This window comes from Chitinophagales bacterium (assembly GCA_040877935.1).
Classification (GTDB): Bacteria; Bacteroidota; Bacteroidia; order Chitinophagales; family CAIOSU01; genus JBBDNB01.
The window spans coordinates 1-20,785 of record JBBDNB010000027.1 but is presented as its reverse complement, the minus strand read 5'-3'; the positions used below and the strand labels follow the sequence as shown (position 1 = coordinate 20,785).

Sequence of the window (20,785 nt, the reverse complement as noted above, 5' to 3'; positions counted from 1 at the left end):
GCTTAATAAAGTCCAAACCTTTGTATAAACATAATAACTATTAAGTTACAAACCGTCAGACAGTTTGTTCAAAAGTTTGTAGTTGATAACCCAACCATACCCCCTAAAACGGTTTAACCTATAAACCATATTGTCTCTCGTAGCAAATTATATGATCACAAACCAAAGGCAGCTTTCACCTGACCGACATAATCGAGTTTTTCCCAGGTAAAGAGCTCAACTTCGCGAATATGTTCTTTCCCATCATAAGAGAAAAAACTCTTTTTCACAATTTCAGATTTTCTGCCCATGTGTCCGTATGCTGCAGTTTCTGAGTAAATGGGATTTCTAAGTTTCAGCCTTTGTTCAATGGCATAAGGGCGCATATCGAAAATTTTCTCCACTATACGCGCAATTTCACTGTCGGTTTTATTGACCTTGGCTGTACCATAAGTATTTACAAAAATACTCATAGGCTCTGCCACTCCAATGGCATAGGAAACCTGAACCAATACTTCATCGCAAACTCCGGCAGCTACCAGGTTTTTGGCAATATGTCGGGTAGCATAGGCAGCCGAGCGATCCACTTTGGAAGGGTCTTTTCCTGAAAAAGCTCCTCCACCATGTCCGCCTTTACCTCCGTATGTATCTACGATGATCTTTCTTCCGGTCAATCCGGTATCGCCATGGGGACCTCCGATAACGAATTTTCCAGTAGGATTGACGTGATAAATGATATCATCGGTAAATAATTTCTGCAATTCGGGTTTCAATTGTGCTTTCACACGGGGAATCAAAATATTGATAATATCTGAGCTGATTTTTTCCAGCATTTCTTTTTCAGCCTCTTTGCTTGCTTTTGAGGAATTGTCTTTTGCTTTTACAAATTCATCATGCTGTGTAGAAACCACAATGGTATGAATGCGAATGGGTTGATTGTCATCGCTGTATTCAATGGTAACTTGTGCTTTCGAATCGGGTGCCAAATAGCCAATCTCTTTATTTTCCCTTCTCAACCTTGCCAGTTCTTTCAATAATTTATGTGAAAGATCAAGTGCCAAAGGCATATAGCTTTTGGTTTCTTTGGTGGCATAACCAAACATCATCCCCTGGTCGCCTGCTCCCTGCTCTTCTGGGTTGCCTCGATCTACACCTTGGTTGATGTCGGATGATTGTTCGTGAATGGCCGACAAAATTCCACAGGATTGGGCTTCAAACATATATTCCGACTTGGTGTAACCGATTTTTTCAATTACATCCCTTGCAATTTTTTGCACATCGAGATAAGTATTGGATTTTACCTCTCCGGCAAGCATCACCTGCCCGGTTGTAACCAGTGTTTCACAAGCTACTTTTGAGTCGGGGTCAAAAGCAATGAAATGATCTACAAGGGCATCTGATATTTGATCGGAAACTTTATCGGGGTGTCCTTCCGATACGGATTCGGAAGTAAAAAAGTATGGCATTTGAAATTTGTTTTAATGAGCGTCAAAAATAGGAAAATATGCTAATAACCTGAGCACAATTAATTATCAAATTCAGGCTAATAATTAAGCAGCTTAGAAATTGTATGCTTTAATTTTTCCACGGATGGCAGCATGGCCTTCTCCAATACAGAATTCAAAGGTATTGCAGGAGTATTTTCGGAGCCGATAATTTCCAGCGGAGCATCTAAAAATTCAAAGCAGTTTTTGGCAATTTTTCCGGCCAATGCTTCAGCAAATGAATGGGCCAGTGTTTCTTCCGTAAGCACGATGCATTTGTTGTGGTGTTTCACACTTTGATAAATGCTTTCTTCATCTAGGGGATTGAGACTTCTCAAATCAAGAACTTCGATTTTCCCTGCAAAATCCTTTGCAGCATTTAATGCCCAGTGCACACCCATTCCATAGGTGATGATACACAAGCTTTCACCAGTATTTACCTTTTCATCATTAGCTTCTAAAGCAATATTGGCTTTGCCCAGCGGAAGGATATAATCTTCATCGGGTTCTATGGTTTTTGCTGCGGATGTCCCGGGCACTTTGGACCAGTAAAGCCCTTTGTGTTCAAGAATTACCACAGGATTGGGATCATAAAAAGCTGCTTTCAGCAAACCTTTCATATCAGCAGCATTGGAAGGGTAAACTACTTTAATGCCTTTGATTTGAAGCAACACAGATTCCACGCTGGAGCTGTGATAAGGCCCACCGCTTCCATAGGCGCCAATGGGTACACGTATTAGAGATTGAACCGGCCATTTTCCCTCAGAAAGATAGCAGGAGCGGCTGACTTCCGTAAACAATTGATTCAGCCCCGGCCAGATATAATCGGCAAACTGAACCTCTACAATGGGTTTGCATCCGGCAGCAGACATTCCAACCGTACTGCCAATAATATAGGCCTCCTGAATGGGCGTATTGAAAACACGCTGATCTCCGTATTTTTTTGCCAAAAGAGCGGCTTCACGAAAAACACCGCCCAGCTTTCCCCCTACATCCTGCCCATAGAGCAGTGCTTCTGGATGTTTTTTTAGAATTTCATCTACAGCGTGCAATGCGGCATCTACCATTACTACTTTTTCTGCTCCGGCTGGCGAACGCTGTCCTTTTTCCCCTGTAACAGGCGTTGGTGCAAAAATATGGGTGTGTAGGTCTTCCGGCTTGGGATCCACAGCTTTTAAAGCTTCTGCATAGTCTTCTGCCACTTCAATTTTTACTTCAGCTTCAATTTCACTCAATTCTTGTTCCGTAAAATCAAAAGAAAGCAATTGATCTTTCAGATGAGGAATGGGGTCTCTTTTAGCATGATCTGTAAGGTCTTCTTCAGATCGGTACCATTCCTTGCGCACACCCGATGTGTGGTGGTTGAGCAAGGGTACTTTAGCGTGTAGCATTACAGGCTTGCGCTTGTCGCGCACATATTCCATAGCCTTGTTAAAAGTGCTGTAGCTTTCAATAAAATCACTGCCATTGATGCTGTAGCATTTCAATCCCTTAAAACCTTTTGCATAATGCGCGGCATCCATTGCCCTGACTTCCTTTGCCGAAGCTGAAATATCCCATTCATTGTCCTGTACCAGGTAAATGATGGGCAATTCCTTAAGTATTGCCATTTGAAAAGCTTCGGAAACTTCTCCTTCAGTGATAGATGCATCGCCCAGTGAGCAAACCACAATTGGTGCTTCTTCATTATTTTTGGCCAAGCCCTGATTTTCAAGGTATTTTATTCCATGCGCAAGCCCAGTAGTTGGAATGGCTTGCATACCCGTTGCCGATGATTGATGGGGGATTTTGGGCATATCTTCCCGGATAGAGCTTGGGTGGGAATAATAAGTTCTTCCACCTGAAAAAGGATCGTCTTTTTTTGCCAACAATTGCAGCATCAGTTCATAAGGGCGGTAACCAATTCCCAACAAAATGGAATCATCGCGGTAGTAGGGTGCTACAAAATCCTGTTTTTTCAATTGCATTGCTACGGCAAGCTGTATAGCTTCGTGCCCGCGTGAAGTGGCATGGACGTATTTGCTGCAAATGTCTTTATTATCCTCGTAGAGTTCTGCCATTGCCTTGGCTGTGTGCATTAGCCGGTAAGCTTTCAGCAGTGTGCTTCTCTTGATTTTAGTATCTGCTTCTTTCAGGCTCATAGCTTTTATGTTTTTCTTAAAGATAAGAAATGCTCCTTTCCTATTTGATTTCGACTTGGAGCAGCTCTTTTTCGGCTAATTTTCCGCTGATTTTATCGCCAATTTTAACAGGACCAACTCCAGCAGGTGTGCCTGTATATATCAGATCACCTTGTTGCAGGGTAAAATAATTGGAAATAAATGCAATGAGCTGCGGAATGGAAAATATCATTTGTTCTGGAAGCCCTTCTTGAACCAATTCATCATTTTTGAAAATCTGAAAAGTACTTTTACTTAATCTTTCAAGGTTTCCAAAAGGCACAAAATCACCAATGGCGGCAGCTCCGTCAAAGGACTTGGCCAGCTCCCAGGGCAGGCCTTTTTCTTTTAGTTCATTTTGAATATCGCGCGCTGTAAAATCAATGCCCAGGCTAAAGGATTCAATGTATTTTTCAGCGAATTTTTCCTGGATGGACTTTCCGTTTCTTTTTATTTTTAGCACCAGTTCCCCTTCAAAATGGATGTCTTTTGAAAAATCGGGATAGAAAAAAGGCTGTTTGTTTTTTAAAATGGCAGTGGGTGCTTTCATGAAAATCACCGGCTTTTCAGGCAGTGGATTGTTCAGTTCTTGTGCATGTTGCACATAATTTCTACCTACGCAAAAAATCTTCATCTGTTAAAATTGATTTTATAAGATCAGATCAGATCAGATCAATTAAATTGATTCATGGTTCTAGCAAGTCCTTGTGTCACATAGCTTTTTACAGCTTCTGAGCAACGCTCTATAGTTTTATTCAGCAGCTCATGTTCTTGTTCTTCCCATTTGCCCAGCACAAAATCTATTTGTTGTCCGCGATTAAAACCATTGCCTATGCCAAAGCGCAATCTCGGATAATTTTGTGTGCCAAGGTGCTCTATAATATTTTTCAAGCCATTGTGGCCACCATCGCTTCCTTTGGATTTCAGGCGCAATTTACCCAGTGGCAATGCAAGGTCATCAGTTATTACCAATAATTTATCGGGACTCAGCTTCAGGCGATCCAGCCAATAGGCCACCGATCTGCCACTCAGGTTCATGTATGTGGTGGGCTTTATAAAATGAATGTGCCTGCCTTTGAATTTCCAGGTTGCATAATCTGCAAGTCGTTCGCTTTCAAATGCAAAACCTTCTTTTTCAGCAATGGTATCTAAAACATCAAAGCCGATATTATGCCTTGTAGCATGATATTCGGCTCCGATATTTCCCAGACCTGCGATCAGGTACTTCAATTGAATTGAGTTTTAAGCTTCTGAAGATTCCTCTTTCTCCTTGGATTCTTCTCCAGCTCCTTCTTCGCCTTCGTCTTCGCCAGCTTCTGCTGCAGCAGCTTCAGCAGCTTCTTCCTCTTCAATTTCAGCAGCACTTCTCATTGCTCTTGGAACAACAACTGAAGCTACAGGGATAGATGCTGAAGTAATGACTTCAAGTTCGTTAGTTATGGCTTCTTTTACTTTAATGGATTTACCCAGGGCCAAATTTGTTACATCTACTTTAATAACATTTACCATTTTATCAGGAGTAGCTTTTACTCTAATTTTCCTGGTTTTCAAAATCAGTTTACCACCGTTTTTAACACCTTTAGCTAAACCAGTGAGTTCAACAGGGATATCAACAGTAACTGCTCTTCCGGGAATCAGCTCTAAGAAATCGATGTGTGTTATTCTGTCTGTAACTGGGTGAAATTGCACTTCGCGAATTACTGCTTCGTATTCTTTTCCTTCAACTTCAATTATTGTTTTAAAGAAATCGGGCGTGTAAATCAATTTTGTGAAATCATTGTATGGAGCGTGAAAATTGATGTTTTTATCTCCACCATATAAATTGCAAGGAACAAAGCCATCAGCTCTGAGTTTGGAAGTCGCTTTTTTTCCAATATCTGTTCTTAATGTTCCTTTCAGGTTAATTGTATTCATCGTATTGCTATTTAAAATTGAGAGTCTATAAAAAGTGAAGTAATGGATTTATGATCGTGTGCATTTCTCATTGCTTTTGCAAACAAGTCACTCACAGAAAGCACTACTATTTTAGAGGTGTCTTTATCTTGTTTCAATGGAATGGTATCGGTAACAACCAACTCTGTTAATTCCGATTCGGCAATACGTTCGTATGCTGGCCCGGAAAGCACTGGATGTGTGCAAAATGCACGGACACTTTTAGCGCCTTTTTCCATTAATATTCTTGCTGCATTGCAAAGTGTACCCGATGTATCTACAATATCGTCTATAATAATTACATCACGTCCTGTAACATCCCCAATGACGATCATGTCAGCAATTTCATTGGCTTTTCTCCTGTATTTATCGCAAATCACCATGTCGGCCCCAAAATGCTGCGCATATGTTCTTGCTCTTTTTGTACTGCCCACATCAGGTGATGCAAAGGTCAGGTTGCTTCTGTCTAAATTCAATGCCTCGATATGCGGTATGAAAATAGCTGAACTTGTAAGGTGATCCACAGGGATATCGAAAAAACCCTGTATCTGCCCGGCATGGAGATCCATGGTCATTATGCGGTTTGCGCCAGCAGCTACTAAAAGATTGGCTACCAATTTTGCGCCAATGGCCACCCTTGGTCTGTCTTTGCGATCTTGCCTGGCCAATCCGTAATATGGGATTACTGCTACTATATAGTCGGCAGATGCTCTTTTCGCACTGTCGATGATCATAAGCAGTTCCATCAAATTATCAGAAGGTGGAAAGGTAGATTGTATGATAAAAAAGAATGAACCTCGAACAGACTCAGATATTACTGCTTGAAATTCTCCATCAGAAAATTTCTGAATGGTTAAATCCCCAAGTTCTTTTCCGTATGCATCTGCTATTCTGTCAGAAAGATATTTAGAGCCACTGCCTGAAAAAATCTTAATGTCCTGGTTCCGATTCATTTCTATTTTAATTTTCTGAAATGGAGCACAAAGATAGAAAATCTTTTCGTAAAATCTATGTTAACAAGATGATGAAATATACTGTTTTAAGAACATTATCCTTATTTTGAGCCCTGAGGAGTATGCTATGAAAAATAAGGAAATGAAATTAATTGAGGAACAGGGTTTTCAATATTATCAAACAGGTAAAGGTCCTGTAATTATATTGATGCATGGATTGTTTGGAGCCTTGAGTAATTTCTATGATTTTATCCGGTATTTTGAAAATAAATTCACTATTTACCTTCCTGTATTACCCGTATACTCGCTGCCCGCTCAAGAGACTTCAATTGATGGAATGGTCAATTATTTGAGCGATTTTATCAATTTTAAAGCATTGAAAGACTTCAGCATTTTGGGCAATTCACTTGGCGGGCATATTGCCTTGCTGTATTGTCTGAAGCATCAAGATCGTGTAAAGTCACTGGTGCTTACAGGCAGTTCCGGGCTTTTTGAAAATGCATTGGGCGATTCTTATCCCAGAAAAAGCGATTATGATTATGTGCGAAAAAAAGCAGCGTATACATTTTACAACCCGGATGTAGCTACAGACGACCTTGTAGATGAAATTTATGAAATTGTGAACGACAAAGAGAAAGCAATGAGAATATTGCATTTGGCGAAATCTGCGTTAAGGCACAACCTTAGTGCTAGTTTATCTGTCTTAACTATACCGGTTTTACTCATTTGGGGTAAAGAGGATCGAATAACACCTCCCAGGGCAGGAGAAGAATTTCACAAGCTGCTCCCGAACTCGGAGTTGTATTATTTGGATAAATGTGGACATGCACCAATGATGGAAAGACCGAAGGAGTTTAACAAGGTAACAGAATCTTTTTTTGACCGTATAAACAGGAAATGACTGCTAAAGAACTCATATCAGGCGTGATACCGCCACTTAAAAATTCCGATTCGGGGCTAAAAGCCATTGAATGGATGCAGGAGTTTAGTGTGCACCACCTGCCTGTAATTGACAAAGGTGAGTTTTTAGGACTGCTTTCAGAAGAAGATATTCTAGATTTAAGTGACCCTAGTGAAGCTATTGGAAAACATAAGTTTTCATTGCACAAACCTTTTGTAAAAGAAGGGGATCATATTTTTGAAGTTATTAAGATTGCAGCTCAATTGCAGCTCAGTATTATACCCGTAATAGATGAGCACAACCACTATCAGGGGGCAATTTCACTTGAAAGTTTGATAAATAGATTGGCAAGCTTTTCCTCAATTGAAGATCCCGGGGGGATTTTAGTTTTGGAGATGAATAAAAATGATTACTCATTGACTGAAATATCGCGAATTGTTGAGTCCAATAATGCACAGATATTGAGCTCTATGATTACTTCTCACAGGGATTCTACTAAAATTGAGGTTACATTAAAGCTCAATGTATCCGATATGAAGCATGTGATTTCTACATTTGAGCGCTTTGAATATAAAGTAACGGCTTCTTTCCAGGAATCGGATTACTTTGAACATCTCAAAGATCATTACGATGCTTTGATGAATTATCTGAATGTCTAATCCCATATCGATTTTATTGCAGCTTAATAATTCAGCTGTTCCAAAACTGATGTTTTTAATAGATTCCTTGATATTGTGTAAATACTATGGATAAAGTGTTATTTTTTGCTTATTTTTCAAAAAAAAACAATTATGAAAGGAAGTATTATTATAGGCGCAGTGGTTGGTGCATTAATCGGTTTTTTTGTGGGATATTTTCTTTTTGCCGAAGACCTGAGTATTTCTCAGGTGATTTTTGGAGCCGATACCGGAGTAGAATTATTCGATAATATTGGTGACAATATCCTTGAAAATGACCGACTTAAAGTTTTGGTCACTACTTTAGTTGGATTAGCAATAGGTGCTTTGGTGCCGGGGTTCTTGAAAAAGTGATCTCCCGATAACGATAATCTAAACCTATTCCTCTTGAAATCCATAAAACGCAATTTGCTGCGTTACATTCCCGTCCGCATGGAGCATCCGGGCGGATGCTTGGTTTATCCCAATAGATCTTCACAAATGCGCCTTGTCTATTACGTTTTAATGAATTCCCCGCCTGTCCGCCCGGCCAAACCATTCGGACGGGCATGAAACATTCGGGCAGGTGAGCTTTTAAATAATTATCGAACTCAGGTTATTATACATTTTTCGCTTTCTTTTTTAGCATATTTGCAGGAATTAAATTATTCTAATGCTAACTGCTATTTACGGCCGGGTTTTAAAAGAACGCCAGATTCCATATGTGCTGGAATTGCTGAATCTTTTAAAAGAAAATGATATTGAAGTTGTGATCTTTGGAGATTTCTTGACACAATTAAATGCTACCGGAAGATTAGAAAATAATGATTACAAGACATTTTCAGCATACAACGATTTAGAAGATAAGGAAGTAGAATACCTGATCAGTTTGGGTGGCGATGGTACATTGCTCGATACATTGCCTTATGTACAAAGTTCTAATATTCCTATTCTTGGCATTAACCTCGGAAGGCTTGGTTTTTTGGCAAGTACAGCAAAAGAGAATATTCGCGCTGCAGTATTTGCACTTAAAAATAAAAGCTATAAGATAGACAAGCGTACGCTTCTTCATCTTGATTCTAATCGAGAACTCTTTGATGGAGTGAATTATGCGCTTAATGAATTTTCTATTCATAAAAACGATACTTCTTCAATGATTACCATTCATACTTATATTAATGGTGAATTGTTGAACTCATACTGGGCAGATGGATTGATTGTTGCTACACCTACCGGCTCTACAGGTTATTCTTTAAGTTGTGGCGGCCCTATTATATTTCCTACTTCAGAAAATTTTGTTATTACACCTATTGCACCACACAATTTGAATGTAAGGCCAATGGTTGTTTCCAGTGATACCGTAATTTCTTTTGAAGTAGAAGGCCGTGCCGATCACTTCCTTTGTACCCTTGATTCTCGTTATGCCAATATTGATTCCTCCATTCAGTTGGCAGTAAAAAAAGAGCATTTTTACATTAACCTCCTCCGTTTGGACGATATTGATTTCCTTTCAACTATCAGAACTAAACTTATGTGGGGCGCTGATCAGCGCAACTAAACGTGTAACAGACTAAGTGTAACCTTTCGTGTTCATTGGCGTATACCACATGACAACGCCAAATTCAATTTGAACAAGAACACTAAAACACTTAGTCATGAAGCGTATTTTTACTTTTTTATTTGTGGGATTGCTTTTCACAACCAGCTCATACGGACAAATCAGTGAGGTAGGAGTAGGTATTGGAGCTACAAATTTTCTCGGTGATCTGGGGAAAAAATCCAGTGGGATGAACCTCTATTTCGGAGATATTGACGGTTCAATTTTTCGCCCTGGCGCAAGTGTTTTTTACAGGACTTCGCTTCATAACTATGTAGCTGTGAAAGTTGCACTTAGTTATGGTCAATTTGCTGGAGATGATCGACTTGCCAGATCACAAGAAATGATGGATGATGACTGGTTTAGAAGTTACAGAAATCTTAGTTTTAAATCACATATTGTAGAGCTTGGTGTTTCAAGCGAAGTGCATATTATGCGATACAGACCGGGAAGTTTGAAAGATCGAATGACCCCTTATGTTGTTGGGGGTATAAATGCATTGTATTTTAACCCCAAGGCTGAATACAACGGAGAATGGGTAGGCCTTAGAAATCTAGGGACTGAAGGTCAGGGAATGCCCGGTTATGGTAAGAAGTACTCATTAATACAACCCACTATTACAGTAGGGATAGGGTTTAAATACAATATCAATAAATACATTGCCCTGGGAGTTGAATTTGGACACAGAATCACTTTCACCGATTATTTGGATGATGTAAGTACTGTTTACCCAAGTGAAGATGATATATATGCCTATTACGGCATCGAAAGGGCAGATTTGGTACAAGGACTTTCTGTAAGATCCGGAGAAAATGACCCTGAAGGGGAGTTCTCTTATATTACTGAAGAAGGTCAATATCGAGGAAATCCAAATGGTAATGATGCTTATTTGATGAGTATGCTTACAGTGACATACCGATTTAGCAAAAATGATGTGGATAAATTATATGGCAATCCTTTTAATAAAAAGAAAAGACTCAAAAGAATGAGCAATTACCGCAGGATGGCTCGTTAGAATAAAAAATGCCGATTGACGTTATAAAAGCCCGAATTTCTTAAATTTGGGCTTTATTTTTTATTATGAGTCCTGTAAAGCATTGGCTTTCTTTTATCGTTTTGTGTTTAAGCATTGGAAATTTGTCCGCTCAAGGTTTGTCAATTGGAGTGTGGGTAGGTATTTCCAATTATTTCGGGGATTTAAATACTACGGCCAATTTTGAATATGCCGGCCCTGGAACCGGTATTTTTTTGCGCAAAGCATTCAATACGCGTTTTGCTTATAAAGGCAGTATTAATTATGGAAAAATAGCCTTTAGTGACGAAGCCAATGACAATGTTTATCAAAAAACAAGAAATCTCAGCTTTGAATCGCCTATTATTGAATTCAGCAATGAACTGGAGTTTAACTTCTTTAAATTTGATGTTAAAGAGGAAAAACACAACTTCACTCCTTATTTACTGATCGGGTTTTCAGTTTTCTATTTCAACCCCACTACAGAACTTGATGGCATGCAGGTAAGGCTTCAGGAATACGCTACCGAAGGACAGGGCACTGAAGACAGCGAAAAAAGAAAATACACGCGCGCGAGCTTTGCTGTACCTATGGGCTTTGGGTTTAAATACAGTTTTGACCCTCGATGGACTTTGGGCTTAGAGGGAGGAATAAGAAAAACTTTTACCGATTATTTAGACGATATAAGTGGAACTTACCCAGAATTTGTCAACAATACACCTGATAATAGTTTGGGAGAGCGGCTTTCTGATCGCTCAAGTGAAGTTAGCGAACCAATTGGTCTTCCCGGTAAGCAAAGAGGTAGCAATAATCGAAAGGATGATTATTTGTTTGTAGGTTTGTCCCTCTCTTATAATATTCTGAAGGTTAGATGCCCGGATCCATCTTCTAAAGGTTTTTGATGGTTTTATAAATTATGGACTTAAAAGCACAAATCGATCTCAATAATTTACCTCGCCACATTGCTATTATAATGGACGGGAATGGACGCTGGGCCAAGCAGCAGGGAAAAATGCGTGTTTTTGGCCACAGAAAAGGGGTGCAAACGGTGCGAGAGATCACTGAGGCTGGTGCTGAGCTGGGTATAAGATACATGACGCTTTATGCCTTTTCTACAGAAAACTGGGCGCGACCAAAAATGGAAGTTACGGCACTGATGGAGTTGTTGGTTAACTCGCTCAGAAAAGAAATGAACCGGCTAATGAAAAATAAAATTCGATTGAGAACGATAGGTGAGATAGACGGACTTCCGGGCAATTGTTATAAAAATTTGCTGGAAGCAATGGAAACCACTAAAGATAATGATCGAATGGATCTTGTTTTGGCACTTAACTATGGATCAAAAGGTGAAATAGTAATGGCTTTTAAAAAAATAGCTGAAGATATAGCAAACGGAATTATCAAAACAGAAGATATTGACGAAAAATTAATTTCGAGCAATCTATACACCAAAGATATTCCAAACCCTGAACTTTTGATAAGAACAAGTGGGGAGCAAAGGTTGAGCAATTTTTTGCTTTGGCAAATGGCTTATGCGGAATTTGTTTTTTCTGAAAAATTTTGGCCTGATTTCACAAAAGAAGACCTTTACAAAACCCTTATTCATTTTCAAAACAGGGAAAGAAGATTTGGTAAAATAAGCGAGCAAATTCAAACTAAATGAAATTGAAGCCCAGGCTTTTAGCAATTATTGTTGTTCTCTTAAGTTCAATAACTCTGATATCTGCACAGGAAGATCAAGACCTAAAGGATACTCCGGTAGAGCCACTGAACTATGCTACTCCCGGTGAGTATAAAATTGGTGGCATAACTGTTTCAGGCACAAAGTATCTGGATCCGGATATTTTGGTAACACTCTCAGGACTCAGTGTCGGACAAACCATACAAATTCCCGGAGATGAAATAGCAAAGGCTATGTCAAATTTGTGGAAACAGGGTTTGTTTACCGATGTACAAATATATCGCACCAAAACTGTTGGGAACACTATGTTTCTCGAAATTGCCCTTCAGGAAAGAGCCCGAATGTCAAGGTTTACACTGGATGGAATTAAAAAAGGAGACGCGGATGATCTTCGCGAAAAGATCAGGCTGATCAAAGGACGTGTAGTTACCGAAAATACCAAGAGCAATACCGTTAATATTATTAAGGATTTCTACAAAGAAAAAGGATTTTACAATACTAAAGTCACTATCTCAGAAATACCTGATACAGTGATGACCAATAGTATATTACTTCAAATTGAAATCAACAAAGGGCAGAAAGTAAAAATAGCTGAGATCAATATTAATGGCAATGAAAAGTATAGTGATATTAAGCTTCACAGAAAAATGAAAGAGACCAAGGAGAAAGCACATTTTGAACCCTGGGAAATCTTTAAAGTAAAAAACATGCGGGAATTTGCCGACAGCAATTTCAATTTCATTGATTGGCTCAGCGGGCTTGCACCTACTAAAATGTATCGTTATACCAGTCAGTATGCCAATTTCAATATTTTCAGTGCATCTAAACTAATTGAAAAGGAATACGAAAACGACAAGCAAAACATCGTTGATTTTTATCACTCCAATGGCTATCGCGATGCCAGAATTCTTCGAGACACATTTTATCTGAAAGATGGCAATATCTATATTGATATAGATCTATTCGAAGGTCATGAGTATTACTTCAGGCACATTACATGGAAGGGCAATACAATCTACAGTGATGATAAACTGGCTCAAATACTCGACATTAAAAAAGGAACCATATATGACAGAACCTTGCTGGATGAGCGGCTCTTTATGAGCCAAACCGGTATGGATGTCAGCTCACTTTATATGGATGATGGATATCTCTTTTTCCAGGTAACCCCGGTAGAAGTTGCAGTTGAAGAGGATTCGATTGATGTTGAGATAAGGATTTATGAAGGTCCCCAGGCAACAATCGATGAAGTGAGGATATATGGGAATACCAAGACCAATGAAAAAGTAGTGAGAAGAGAGTTGAGAACATTGCCGGGTAATAAATTCAGCCGATCGGATTTGATTCGTTCACAAAGAGAAATTGCTCAACTTGGTTATTTTGATCCGGAACAAATGGATGTGCGCCCAATTCCAAATCCAGAGGAAGGTACGGTTGATATTGAATACCACGTTGTAGAAAAACCATCGGATCAGCTGGAGCTTTCTGCAGGTTGGGGCGGTAGAGGCCGAGGTGTTGTAGGTACTGTAGGTATTTCCTTTACCAATTTCTCCATTCAGAATTTGTTTGACAAAGGCTCCTGGTCTCCACTGCCATCAGGAGATGGACAAAAACTATCCTTGCGTGTACAAACCAACGGAAAAATTTATCAGTCCTACAACCTTTCATTTACCGAGCCCTGGATTGGAGGTAAAAAACCAAACTCATTTACAGTAAGCTATTTTCACTCTCGTTTTGCTGATTTTAATTTTGCTACAAGAGAAGTCAGAGGACGAATGATAAACAATTCCACTTCTGTAGGAATTGGCACAAGATTGAAATGGCCCGATGATTTCTTTGTTTTCCAAACGTCTTTGAATTTCCAAACTTATAAATTAGACAACTGGACATCCTCCAATTTCATTATTACAGATGGTGTATCCAATAATTTCAATATTAATTTCACGCTCTCCAGAAGTTCTGTCGATGCCCCTCATTTCCCCAAAAGAGGCTCAAATTTTTCACTTTCATTGGCTATGACACCACCTTATTCATCTTTTAGCAATAAGGATTATGCTACAATGGAAAATAATGATAAGTACCGCTACATAGAATACCACAAATGGAAAGTCAAAGCCGAATGGTTTTTAAATATTAAGGGCAACCTAGTATTGAGAACTGCAGCCAAACTTGGATTCATGGGCTATTACAATCAGGACATTGGCCACTCCCCATTTGAGCGCTTTGAATTGGGTGGAGACGGATTGTCAAATTTCCAGTTCTTTGGTCGTGATATTATCTCAATGAGGGGTTATGAAGTAGGAACCCCAAGTGAAGGTTCTCCATTCTATAATAAGTTTACAACTGAATTGCGTTATGCATTTTCTACCAATCCTTCCTCTACCATTTATGCACACGCATTTTTTGAAGCAGGAAATTACTGGAACAGCATAAAAAAATACAACCCATTTGATCAGGCACGCTCTGTGGGACTGGGTGTCCGTATATTTTTACCAATGTTCGGACTCCTAGGTTTCGATTATGGCATTGGATTTGATAAGGAGATGTTTGAAAACGTAGTTATAGAAAAACCAACAAGCTTTGGGGATTTTCTGGGCAAATACGGTAAATTTACCATTGTGCTCGGTTTTGAACCAGAGTAGTTTAAAAAACAATCTTATGAAAAAATCAACTCTAATTGTCACTGCTTTTATCATGCTTAGTTTCAGCCAGGCTTTTGCCCAGCGCTTTGCATATGTCGATACCGACTATATTTTGGAAAGAATACCGGATTATCAAAAAGCCCAGGAAAAATTAGATGAACTGGCTGGTGAATGGCGCGATGAAATTGATCAGCGCTACCGCGAAATTGACAAAATGTACAAATCCTACCAGGCAGAACAAGTACTGCTGACAGAACAACAAAAAGTACAGCGCCAAAATGCCATTGAGGAAAAAGAACGCCAGGTTAAAGAATACCAAAAACAAAAATTTGGCTATGAAGGGGAGCTGTTTCAAAAAAGACAAGAACTGACCAAACCCTTGCAAGACAATATTTACAATGAAATCCAAAAAATTTCAAAAGCGAAAAGCTACGATGTAATATTTGACCGTTCTGCCGTAACTATGCTTTATTACAATCAAAAGCTCGACCTGAGTGATGAAATTTTAAAAGCTATGGGCTATGCGGCCATTAAAACACAGGAAGAAAAATAATTTCATAATTAAACTATATTTGTGCCTCAAAATAAAAGGCTTTTTATAACACTATTACTCATTTAATAATTGTAAATCATTAAAAAATCAAAGAAAAATGATCAAATCAATAAGTAAAACACTGCTTCTAACATTTGCATTACTGACATTAAGCCTAAGTCTAAGCGCCCAAGGAACTAACGTAAAAATGGGACATGTGAATTTCCAGACCCTATTAGCTGATTTACCCTCTTATGCCGCTGCCGAAAAACAACTGCAAAAGTTTGCCCAGGAATTGCAAACTTATCTTGGCAACCTGAACAGCGAATACGAATCGAAGGTTAAGCAGTACTATGAAGAAGAAGCTGATATGCTGCCGAGTATAAAAGAAACCAGGCAAAAGGAAATCGTTGACTTGGAACAGCGCATTCAAAAACTGCAGGGAAGTTCTGAACAGCAATTGATGGAAAAACAAAATGAACTTTTGGCGCCACTCGAGGAACAAATCATGACTGCTGTAAATGAAGTTGCTGCCGAAAAAGGTTATGCTTACGTATTTGATTCCAGCCCGGGACAATCAATAATTGTTGCGCCAGAATCTGATAATATTACACCTTTGGTAAGGGCGAAAATCAACTAATTCACCTTGCTTAAAAATAACTTTCCGCTTGGCATTTTCGACTCCGGTATTGGAGGCTTGACCATTGCCGATGCTATTATAAAATGTCTTCCTCATGAAGACATTTTGTATTTTGGTGATACGGCACATCTTCCCTACGGGGACAAATCACCCGAGTTGGTAAGGAAATATGCTGCACAGATCACTGAATTTTTATTAGAACATAATTGTAAAATGCTGGTAATAGCTTGTAATACAGCTTCGGCATTTGCCTATGATTTTCTGCAGGAAAATTATGGCCAGCGTATTAAAATCATTAATGTAGTAGAGCCACTGGTAGAAAACTTAGAGGCAGACCGCAGCTTGTCAAAAATCGCGATTATCGGAACGCGAGGCACTATTGCTTCAGGAGTTTACCCAAAGAAAATTAAAGCAGTCATTCCCAATGTAGAAGTAGTATGTAAGGAAACACCGCTTTTAGCACCTATGATCGAGGCAGGTTTTTTTCACGACAAGATCAGCCAGGAAATTATTGAGGCTTATTTGAGCGACCAGCAGTTTAAGAATATTGATGCTATTGTACTGGCTTGCACCCATTATCCTTTGATAAAAAAGGAAATACAAGTATTTTTTGGAGAAAAAGTAAAGGTTTTTGATTCTACAGATTTCACACAAAAAGCAGTGAAAAATGTGCTGGAAAAAGAACAATTGCTCAATAATCAGAAAAAGAAAGGGCAACACCGATTTTTCCTTTCAGACAATACTGCTTCATTTAGAGCTACTGCAAAGATTTTGTTTGGTTCTGAAATAGAAAGTGAGTTTTATGCGTTAAGCAAATGATAAAAATCAAAGAATAAGATGTTTATGAAAAAACTATACCTCAGCATTTGTTTTGTCAGCTTGGTTTTGATGGCAAATGCACAAATTGATTTTTTTGAAGGGACCTACCAGGAGGCGCTTGAAAAAGCAAAGTCTGAAAATAAACCTGTATTTGTTGATGCTTATGCCGTTTGGTGTGGGCCCTGCAAATGGATGGATGCCAACACTTTTAAGGATGCCGATGTAGCAGCGTTTTACAATGCAAATTTCATCAACCTTAAGTTGGATGCAGAAAAAGGCAATGGCCGTGAATTTGCAGGAAAATACAGAGTTACAGCCTATCCCACTTTCTTTTTCCTGAGGGCCGATGGCAGTGTGGTAAAAAAAGTAATGGGTGCCTATCCGCCAGATATGTTTTTGAGCGAAGGCCGTTCGGCTTTAGAGTCTTTTAAAGACTGAACCTATTTTTTTGTAGAAGTAATTCACCGGGATTTTATAGGGCAGCTTGTAATTTTCTGCTGCTTCAAGTGCAGTTTCCAGCATGAATTTATCCTGTTCAATACTGTAAAACCACCCCTTTTCTTTTAGGCTGTGCGCCAGGTATTCCTGCTCGCTTTGTCCAGGTGTGGGAATTAAAATTGCTGATTTCCCAAGTCCTGCCAGTTCCATTATTGTGGAATAGCCAGAGCGACAGATGATTTTCTCAGAACTTTGAATGGCATCCAATAATTCATCGCCATTCAAATAGCTGATTTGGTCAATATTGTCGGTAAATGGTGCTTTAGAAAAGAGTTCGGTCTTGCCTTGTACACACAGTGTTGTATAACCCATGCCACGAATTTGTTCCAAAAGCATTTCCTCAAGAAAGCTGCGCTGTGGTTCAGGTCCTGAAAGCAACAACAGCAAATCGTATTTTTTTCGCTTCTTGCCTTTGGATTCTATATTCCAAAATCTGCTCAATGGACCAATGTACCTTTTCTTAAGCGGCAGATGTCCCAGTGAAAGTTTGCCTGAAAGGTTGTGTTTGTCTTTGCTGTCGGGAATCCATATTTCATCAAAATATTTGAGGTATTTGTTTTTATACCACCTATTCACAAAATATTGTAAGAGCCCAAATTTTCCTGGCGTAAGAATAGTAGCCTGATGGCTCAGGAAAATATTTTTAGCGCCCTCACTGTGCAATCCATAGCGGTTGTCTGATATTATCAGGTCGTAGTTTTCACTGTGCTGCTTCAGGCGCATCCATTTTTCTTCCTGTTTGATTGTTTTGAGGAAATGCGGGGTTTGGCGCAGCATATCCCCCAAAAGGCCTTTTTTGCCTTTGTATTCCGGGGCGTAGTCCGGCAGGCGGAAAAATTGCACATTTTTATCCGGGTGGATTTCCTTGCTTAAAAGATCAAAAGCCCTGCCGGAAGAGCCGATGTGCAGCTCATTGCCTTTTTTCAAAAGATACCTTATTATGGGGATGCTTCTGCTTGCATGTCCCAGCCCCCAATCGAGAATTCCGTAAAATATTTTATATTGTTTGGCCAATAAAAAAGGGTTTTATTTTGTTAGTAAAATCAGAATATTTATAAAAATCAAGATTATGTTTGAAAAAAAACAATACCATTTGCTGGTTTTTAGTACACTTATGCTTATTTTATCAGCCTGTTCGGCATCTAAGTGCGATTGCCCAAAAGTACAGCTTGAAAATAAAAACTCACAGGAGATGCGCTGTTGATTCTTCAACAATTTGCAATTTCCATTTGTAGTTTAATCATAGTTACTTTACAAAGCAAAAAATAAAACGTTATGGAATCCAAAAAACTGGAGAAAGCATTAAATCAACAAATAAAATTGGAAGCTTCTGCTTCTTACTCATATCTTGCCAAAGCATCGTGGTGCGAGCAAAGAGGATTGAACGGATGTGCTAAATTTTTCTATGCGCATTCTGAGGAAGAAAGGCAGCACATGCTCAAAGTGTTCAAATATCTGAATGACATTGGCGGGCATTCTGTTGTACCGGCACTTGATCAACCCAAGCAGGATTTTAAGAATATCAAAGAGGTTGTTGAGCATTCATTGAAAGAAGAACAGGAGGTTACCCAAGCTGTGCATGATCTTTCAGAACTGTCCAGCAAGGAAAAAGCCTATGGCACCTATAATTTTGTGCAGTTTTATGTGGATGAACAAAGGGAAGAAGAAATCCTCTTTGCCAATATCCTTGAAAAAATAGAACTGATAGGTCTTGATGGAATGGGCGCTTATTATATCGATAAGGAATTGGAAGAGTTGATTGGATAGTATTAACCTTAGTTTGATAATTATCTAAGAGCTCTGAGCAATAAATAATTTCCGAACTCAAGTTATTATTTAGCGATTTTATCGCTCAGCTTTTTTCCCTTGAAAGAATGGTATTCTGTTTCCATCCAACTTAGTTTCTTTGTAGAAGGGTCGTAAATCCTGCATTTGTCAATGGGATTCATATACAGGTGCAGGGTCATTGCCCGGCCTTCGCTGATGTTTTTTAGGGAGTGTAGTCCCATATCATCGTTCATGTACGAAAGTTTGCTCTCGCGGAGCAAAACCCTTTGTTTGTTATTCAATTGAATGGCAGGTTCTTCTTCCAGGTCGTACCTGAATTCCTCGATCAGACCCTGGACGAGATATACCCAACATTCCTGCCCTCCATGTCCGTGAATGGGTGTTTCCTGTCCCGGTTCCCAGCATAGCAGCAGCAATTCATAATCATCGCTGCGGGCCAGGCAATTGCGAGTATAAAATTCTTTTGACCAAAATGCATAGGGCAAAAGATCTTCTGCATTGAGCTCCATATCCTTTGCAATATCCACATAATCGCTGCCGGAGCATTGTGGCAGAACTTCAAGTAATTGATCGAGTGATTGTATCTTTTCTGAAACCATAAAGGGAATGTACTAAAAAAATGTTGTTTCTAAAATTTTGATTGATTTCTTCCTACATATTGAACAGCTGTAAACAAAAAGTGTTGAGCCTGAATATGCTCGTTAGTGCAATGCCGAAACTTCTTTTACCATCTTCTCGATGCCCTCTTGGAAATTTGTTATTTTAGTAAGCAGGCCTATAAAAATGAACAGCAATGTACCGTTTGGATCGCACATCTTTTTCAATCAAAACCTTCAGGGAGGCAGACCAAAACAGGGAGTACTGGTTGAAAAAACCACCAAGTGAAAGATTTAGGGCTGCCTGGTACCTGATTTGTTCTGCCTACAATATTGACCCTGAAAACCCTCCTAAAATGGATAGGCAAAAATTCTCAATGAGAAAGCATGGGTAATATTTTCAACGATGATTTCAGGGATTTTATCAATGCCTTAGAGCAAGCAGAAGTAGAATATATACTAATTGGTGGTTATGCAGTTATTTTTCACGGATACAACAGGACAACGGGTGATCTGGGTATTTGGGTAAACCCAACTGCTGAAAATTACCAAAGCTTGAAAAAGGCATTCTCTATATTTGGAATGAGCCTTTTTAATATGACAGAAGAAAACTTTTTGGACACTAATAGAAATGAGGTGTTTTCATTTGGTAAACCGCCTGTTTGTATTGATATACTGACTTCAGTGAAGGGTTTGGAATTTGATAAAGTATATAAAAATGCAAAATCAACAAAATTTGACGAGTTAAAGCTTCGAATAATTGATATCAATGATTTGATAATTGCCAAAAAAGCCGCTGATAGAAACAAGGATAAGGATGACCTGGATCATTTGGTTTAATTATTTGTCGCAAATGCCTACCTAGTGTTAAGTTAAGTATAATATGACGTATTTATTTTGTACCTTTGAAAGAAAC

Annotated in this window: 23 protein-coding genes; 15 read left to right on the top strand and 8 right to left on the bottom strand. The window is 39.0% G+C overall.

The window, feature by feature from the left end; genetic code table 11:
• Positions 1-155 precede the first annotated feature (155 nt).
• From metK to WD048_06895, 6 genes are all read right to left on the bottom strand, one after another.
• A complete protein-coding gene (gene metK, locus WD048_06920; protein ID MEX0811931.1) occupies positions 156-1,445 on the bottom strand; it encodes a methionine adenosyltransferase in 1,290 nt (429 codons plus the stop codon).
• A 77-nt stretch (positions 1,446-1,522) separates the two neighbouring features.
• The gene (locus WD048_06915; protein ID MEX0811930.1) at positions 1,523-3,604 is read right to left on the bottom strand and encodes a thiamine pyrophosphate-dependent enzyme; all 2,082 of its coding nucleotides are present in this window, start codon (positions 3,602-3,604) and stop codon (positions 1,523-1,525) included.
• Positions 3,605-3,644: 40 nt separating this feature from the next.
• Positions 3,645-4,256, bottom strand: a complete 612-nt coding sequence (locus WD048_06910) for a fumarylacetoacetate hydrolase family protein (protein MEX0811929.1) — start codon at positions 4,254-4,256, stop codon at positions 3,645-3,647.
• A gap of 38 nt (positions 4,257-4,294) precedes the next feature.
• Positions 4,295-4,852 carry an aminoacyl-tRNA hydrolase gene (pth, locus tag WD048_06905; protein MEX0811928.1) on the bottom strand — a complete coding sequence of 186 codons (558 nt, stop codon included), beginning with the start codon at positions 4,850-4,852 and terminating at the stop codon, positions 4,295-4,297.
• 12 nt (positions 4,853-4,864) lie between these two features.
• Positions 4,865-5,536, bottom strand: coding sequence for a 50S ribosomal protein L25 (locus WD048_06900; GenBank protein MEX0811927.1), 672 nt, complete (start codon positions 5,534-5,536; stop codon positions 4,865-4,867).
• Between the two features lie 11 nt (positions 5,537-5,547).
• On the bottom strand, positions 5,548-6,507 hold the full coding sequence (locus WD048_06895; protein MEX0811926.1) for a ribose-phosphate pyrophosphokinase: 960 nt from the start codon (positions 6,505-6,507) through the stop codon (positions 5,548-5,550).
• 142 nt (positions 6,508-6,649) lie between these two features.
• On the opposite strand from WD048_06895, the gene WD048_06890 reads away from it, so the two are divergent.
• From WD048_06890 to WD048_06835, 12 genes are all read left to right on the top strand, one after another.
• Entirely contained in the window at positions 6,650-7,408 is a 759-nt protein-coding gene (locus WD048_06890) for an alpha/beta hydrolase (GenBank protein ID MEX0811925.1), read from the top strand.
• Complete coding sequence (locus tag WD048_06885) at positions 7,405-8,067, top strand: CBS domain-containing protein (GenBank protein MEX0811924.1); 663 nt, start codon at positions 7,405-7,407, stop codon at positions 8,065-8,067. The genes WD048_06890 and WD048_06885 overlap by 4 nt, the downstream gene beginning before the upstream one ends.
• 132 nt (positions 8,068-8,199) lie before the next feature.
• A complete protein-coding gene (locus WD048_06880; GenBank protein MEX0811923.1) occupies positions 8,200-8,439 on the top strand; it encodes a hypothetical protein in 240 nt (79 codons plus the stop codon).
• A 298-nt stretch (positions 8,440-8,737) separates the two neighbouring features.
• Entirely contained in the window at positions 8,738-9,622 is an 885-nt protein-coding gene (locus WD048_06875) for an NAD kinase (protein ID MEX0811922.1), read from the top strand.
• 97 nt (positions 9,623-9,719) lie between these two features.
• Positions 9,720-10,676, top strand: coding sequence for a DUF6089 family protein (locus WD048_06870; protein MEX0811921.1), 957 nt, complete (start codon positions 9,720-9,722; stop codon positions 10,674-10,676).
• Positions 10,677-10,741: 65 nt separating this feature from the next.
• The gene (locus WD048_06865) at positions 10,742-11,575 is read left to right on the top strand and encodes a DUF6089 family protein (protein ID MEX0811920.1); all 834 of its coding nucleotides are present in this window, start codon (positions 10,742-10,744) and stop codon (positions 11,573-11,575) included.
• 14 nt (positions 11,576-11,589) lie between these two features.
• Positions 11,590-12,336, top strand: coding sequence for an isoprenyl transferase (locus WD048_06860; GenBank protein MEX0811919.1), 747 nt, complete (start codon positions 11,590-11,592; stop codon positions 12,334-12,336).
• Positions 12,333-14,996 (top strand): POTRA domain-containing protein, encoded by a 2,664-nt coding sequence (locus WD048_06855; protein MEX0811918.1) that lies wholly within the window; start codon positions 12,333-12,335, stop codon positions 14,994-14,996. The genes WD048_06860 and WD048_06855 overlap by 4 nt, the downstream gene beginning before the upstream one ends.
• Before the next feature lie 16 nt (positions 14,997-15,012).
• Positions 15,013-15,549 carry an OmpH family outer membrane protein gene (locus WD048_06850; GenBank protein ID MEX0811917.1) on the top strand — a complete coding sequence of 179 codons (537 nt, stop codon included), beginning with the start codon at positions 15,013-15,015 and terminating at the stop codon, positions 15,547-15,549.
• 97 nt (positions 15,550-15,646) lie between these two features.
• A complete protein-coding gene (locus WD048_06845) occupies positions 15,647-16,168 on the top strand; it encodes an OmpH family outer membrane protein (protein ID MEX0811916.1) in 522 nt (173 codons plus the stop codon).
• 6 nt (positions 16,169-16,174) lie between these two features.
• Positions 16,175-16,987: a glutamate racemase gene (murI, locus tag WD048_06840; protein MEX0811915.1), complete on the top strand. Its 813-nt coding sequence runs from the start codon at positions 16,175-16,177 to the stop codon at positions 16,985-16,987.
• Between the two features lie 24 nt (positions 16,988-17,011).
• On the top strand, positions 17,012-17,425 hold the full coding sequence (locus tag WD048_06835) for a thioredoxin family protein (protein MEX0811914.1): 414 nt from the start codon (positions 17,012-17,014) through the stop codon (positions 17,423-17,425).
• Here the strand turns inward: WD048_06835 and WD048_06830 are convergent.
• Positions 17,405-18,499 carry a glycosyltransferase gene (locus tag WD048_06830; GenBank protein ID MEX0811913.1) on the bottom strand — a complete coding sequence of 365 codons (1,095 nt, stop codon included), beginning with the start codon at positions 18,497-18,499 and terminating at the stop codon, positions 17,405-17,407. The genes WD048_06835 and WD048_06830 overlap by 21 nt on opposite strands.
• Before the next feature lie 261 nt (positions 18,500-18,760).
• On the opposite strand from WD048_06830, the gene WD048_06825 reads away from it, so the two are divergent.
• Entirely contained in the window at positions 18,761-19,252 is a 492-nt protein-coding gene (locus tag WD048_06825; protein MEX0811912.1) for a ferritin, read from the top strand.
• 65 nt (positions 19,253-19,317) lie between these two features.
• Here WD048_06825 and WD048_06820 read toward each other — a convergent pair whose 3' ends face one another.
• Positions 19,318-19,872, bottom strand: a complete 555-nt coding sequence (locus tag WD048_06820; GenBank protein ID MEX0811911.1) for a cysteine dioxygenase family protein — start codon at positions 19,870-19,872, stop codon at positions 19,318-19,320.
• Between the two features lie 194 nt (positions 19,873-20,066).
• Between WD048_06820 and WD048_06815 the strand changes: the two genes are divergently transcribed.
• Both WD048_06815 and WD048_06810 read left to right on the top strand, forming a co-directional pair.
• Positions 20,067-20,264: a hypothetical protein gene (locus WD048_06815; protein ID MEX0811910.1), complete on the top strand. Its 198-nt coding sequence runs from the start codon at positions 20,067-20,069 to the stop codon at positions 20,262-20,264.
• Positions 20,257-20,709 (top strand): nucleotidyltransferase, encoded by a 453-nt coding sequence (locus WD048_06810; protein ID MEX0811909.1) that lies wholly within the window; start codon positions 20,257-20,259, stop codon positions 20,707-20,709. Before WD048_06815 ends, WD048_06810 begins: the two co-directional genes overlap by 8 nt.
• The last annotated feature ends 76 nt before the right edge of the window (positions 20,710-20,785 follow it).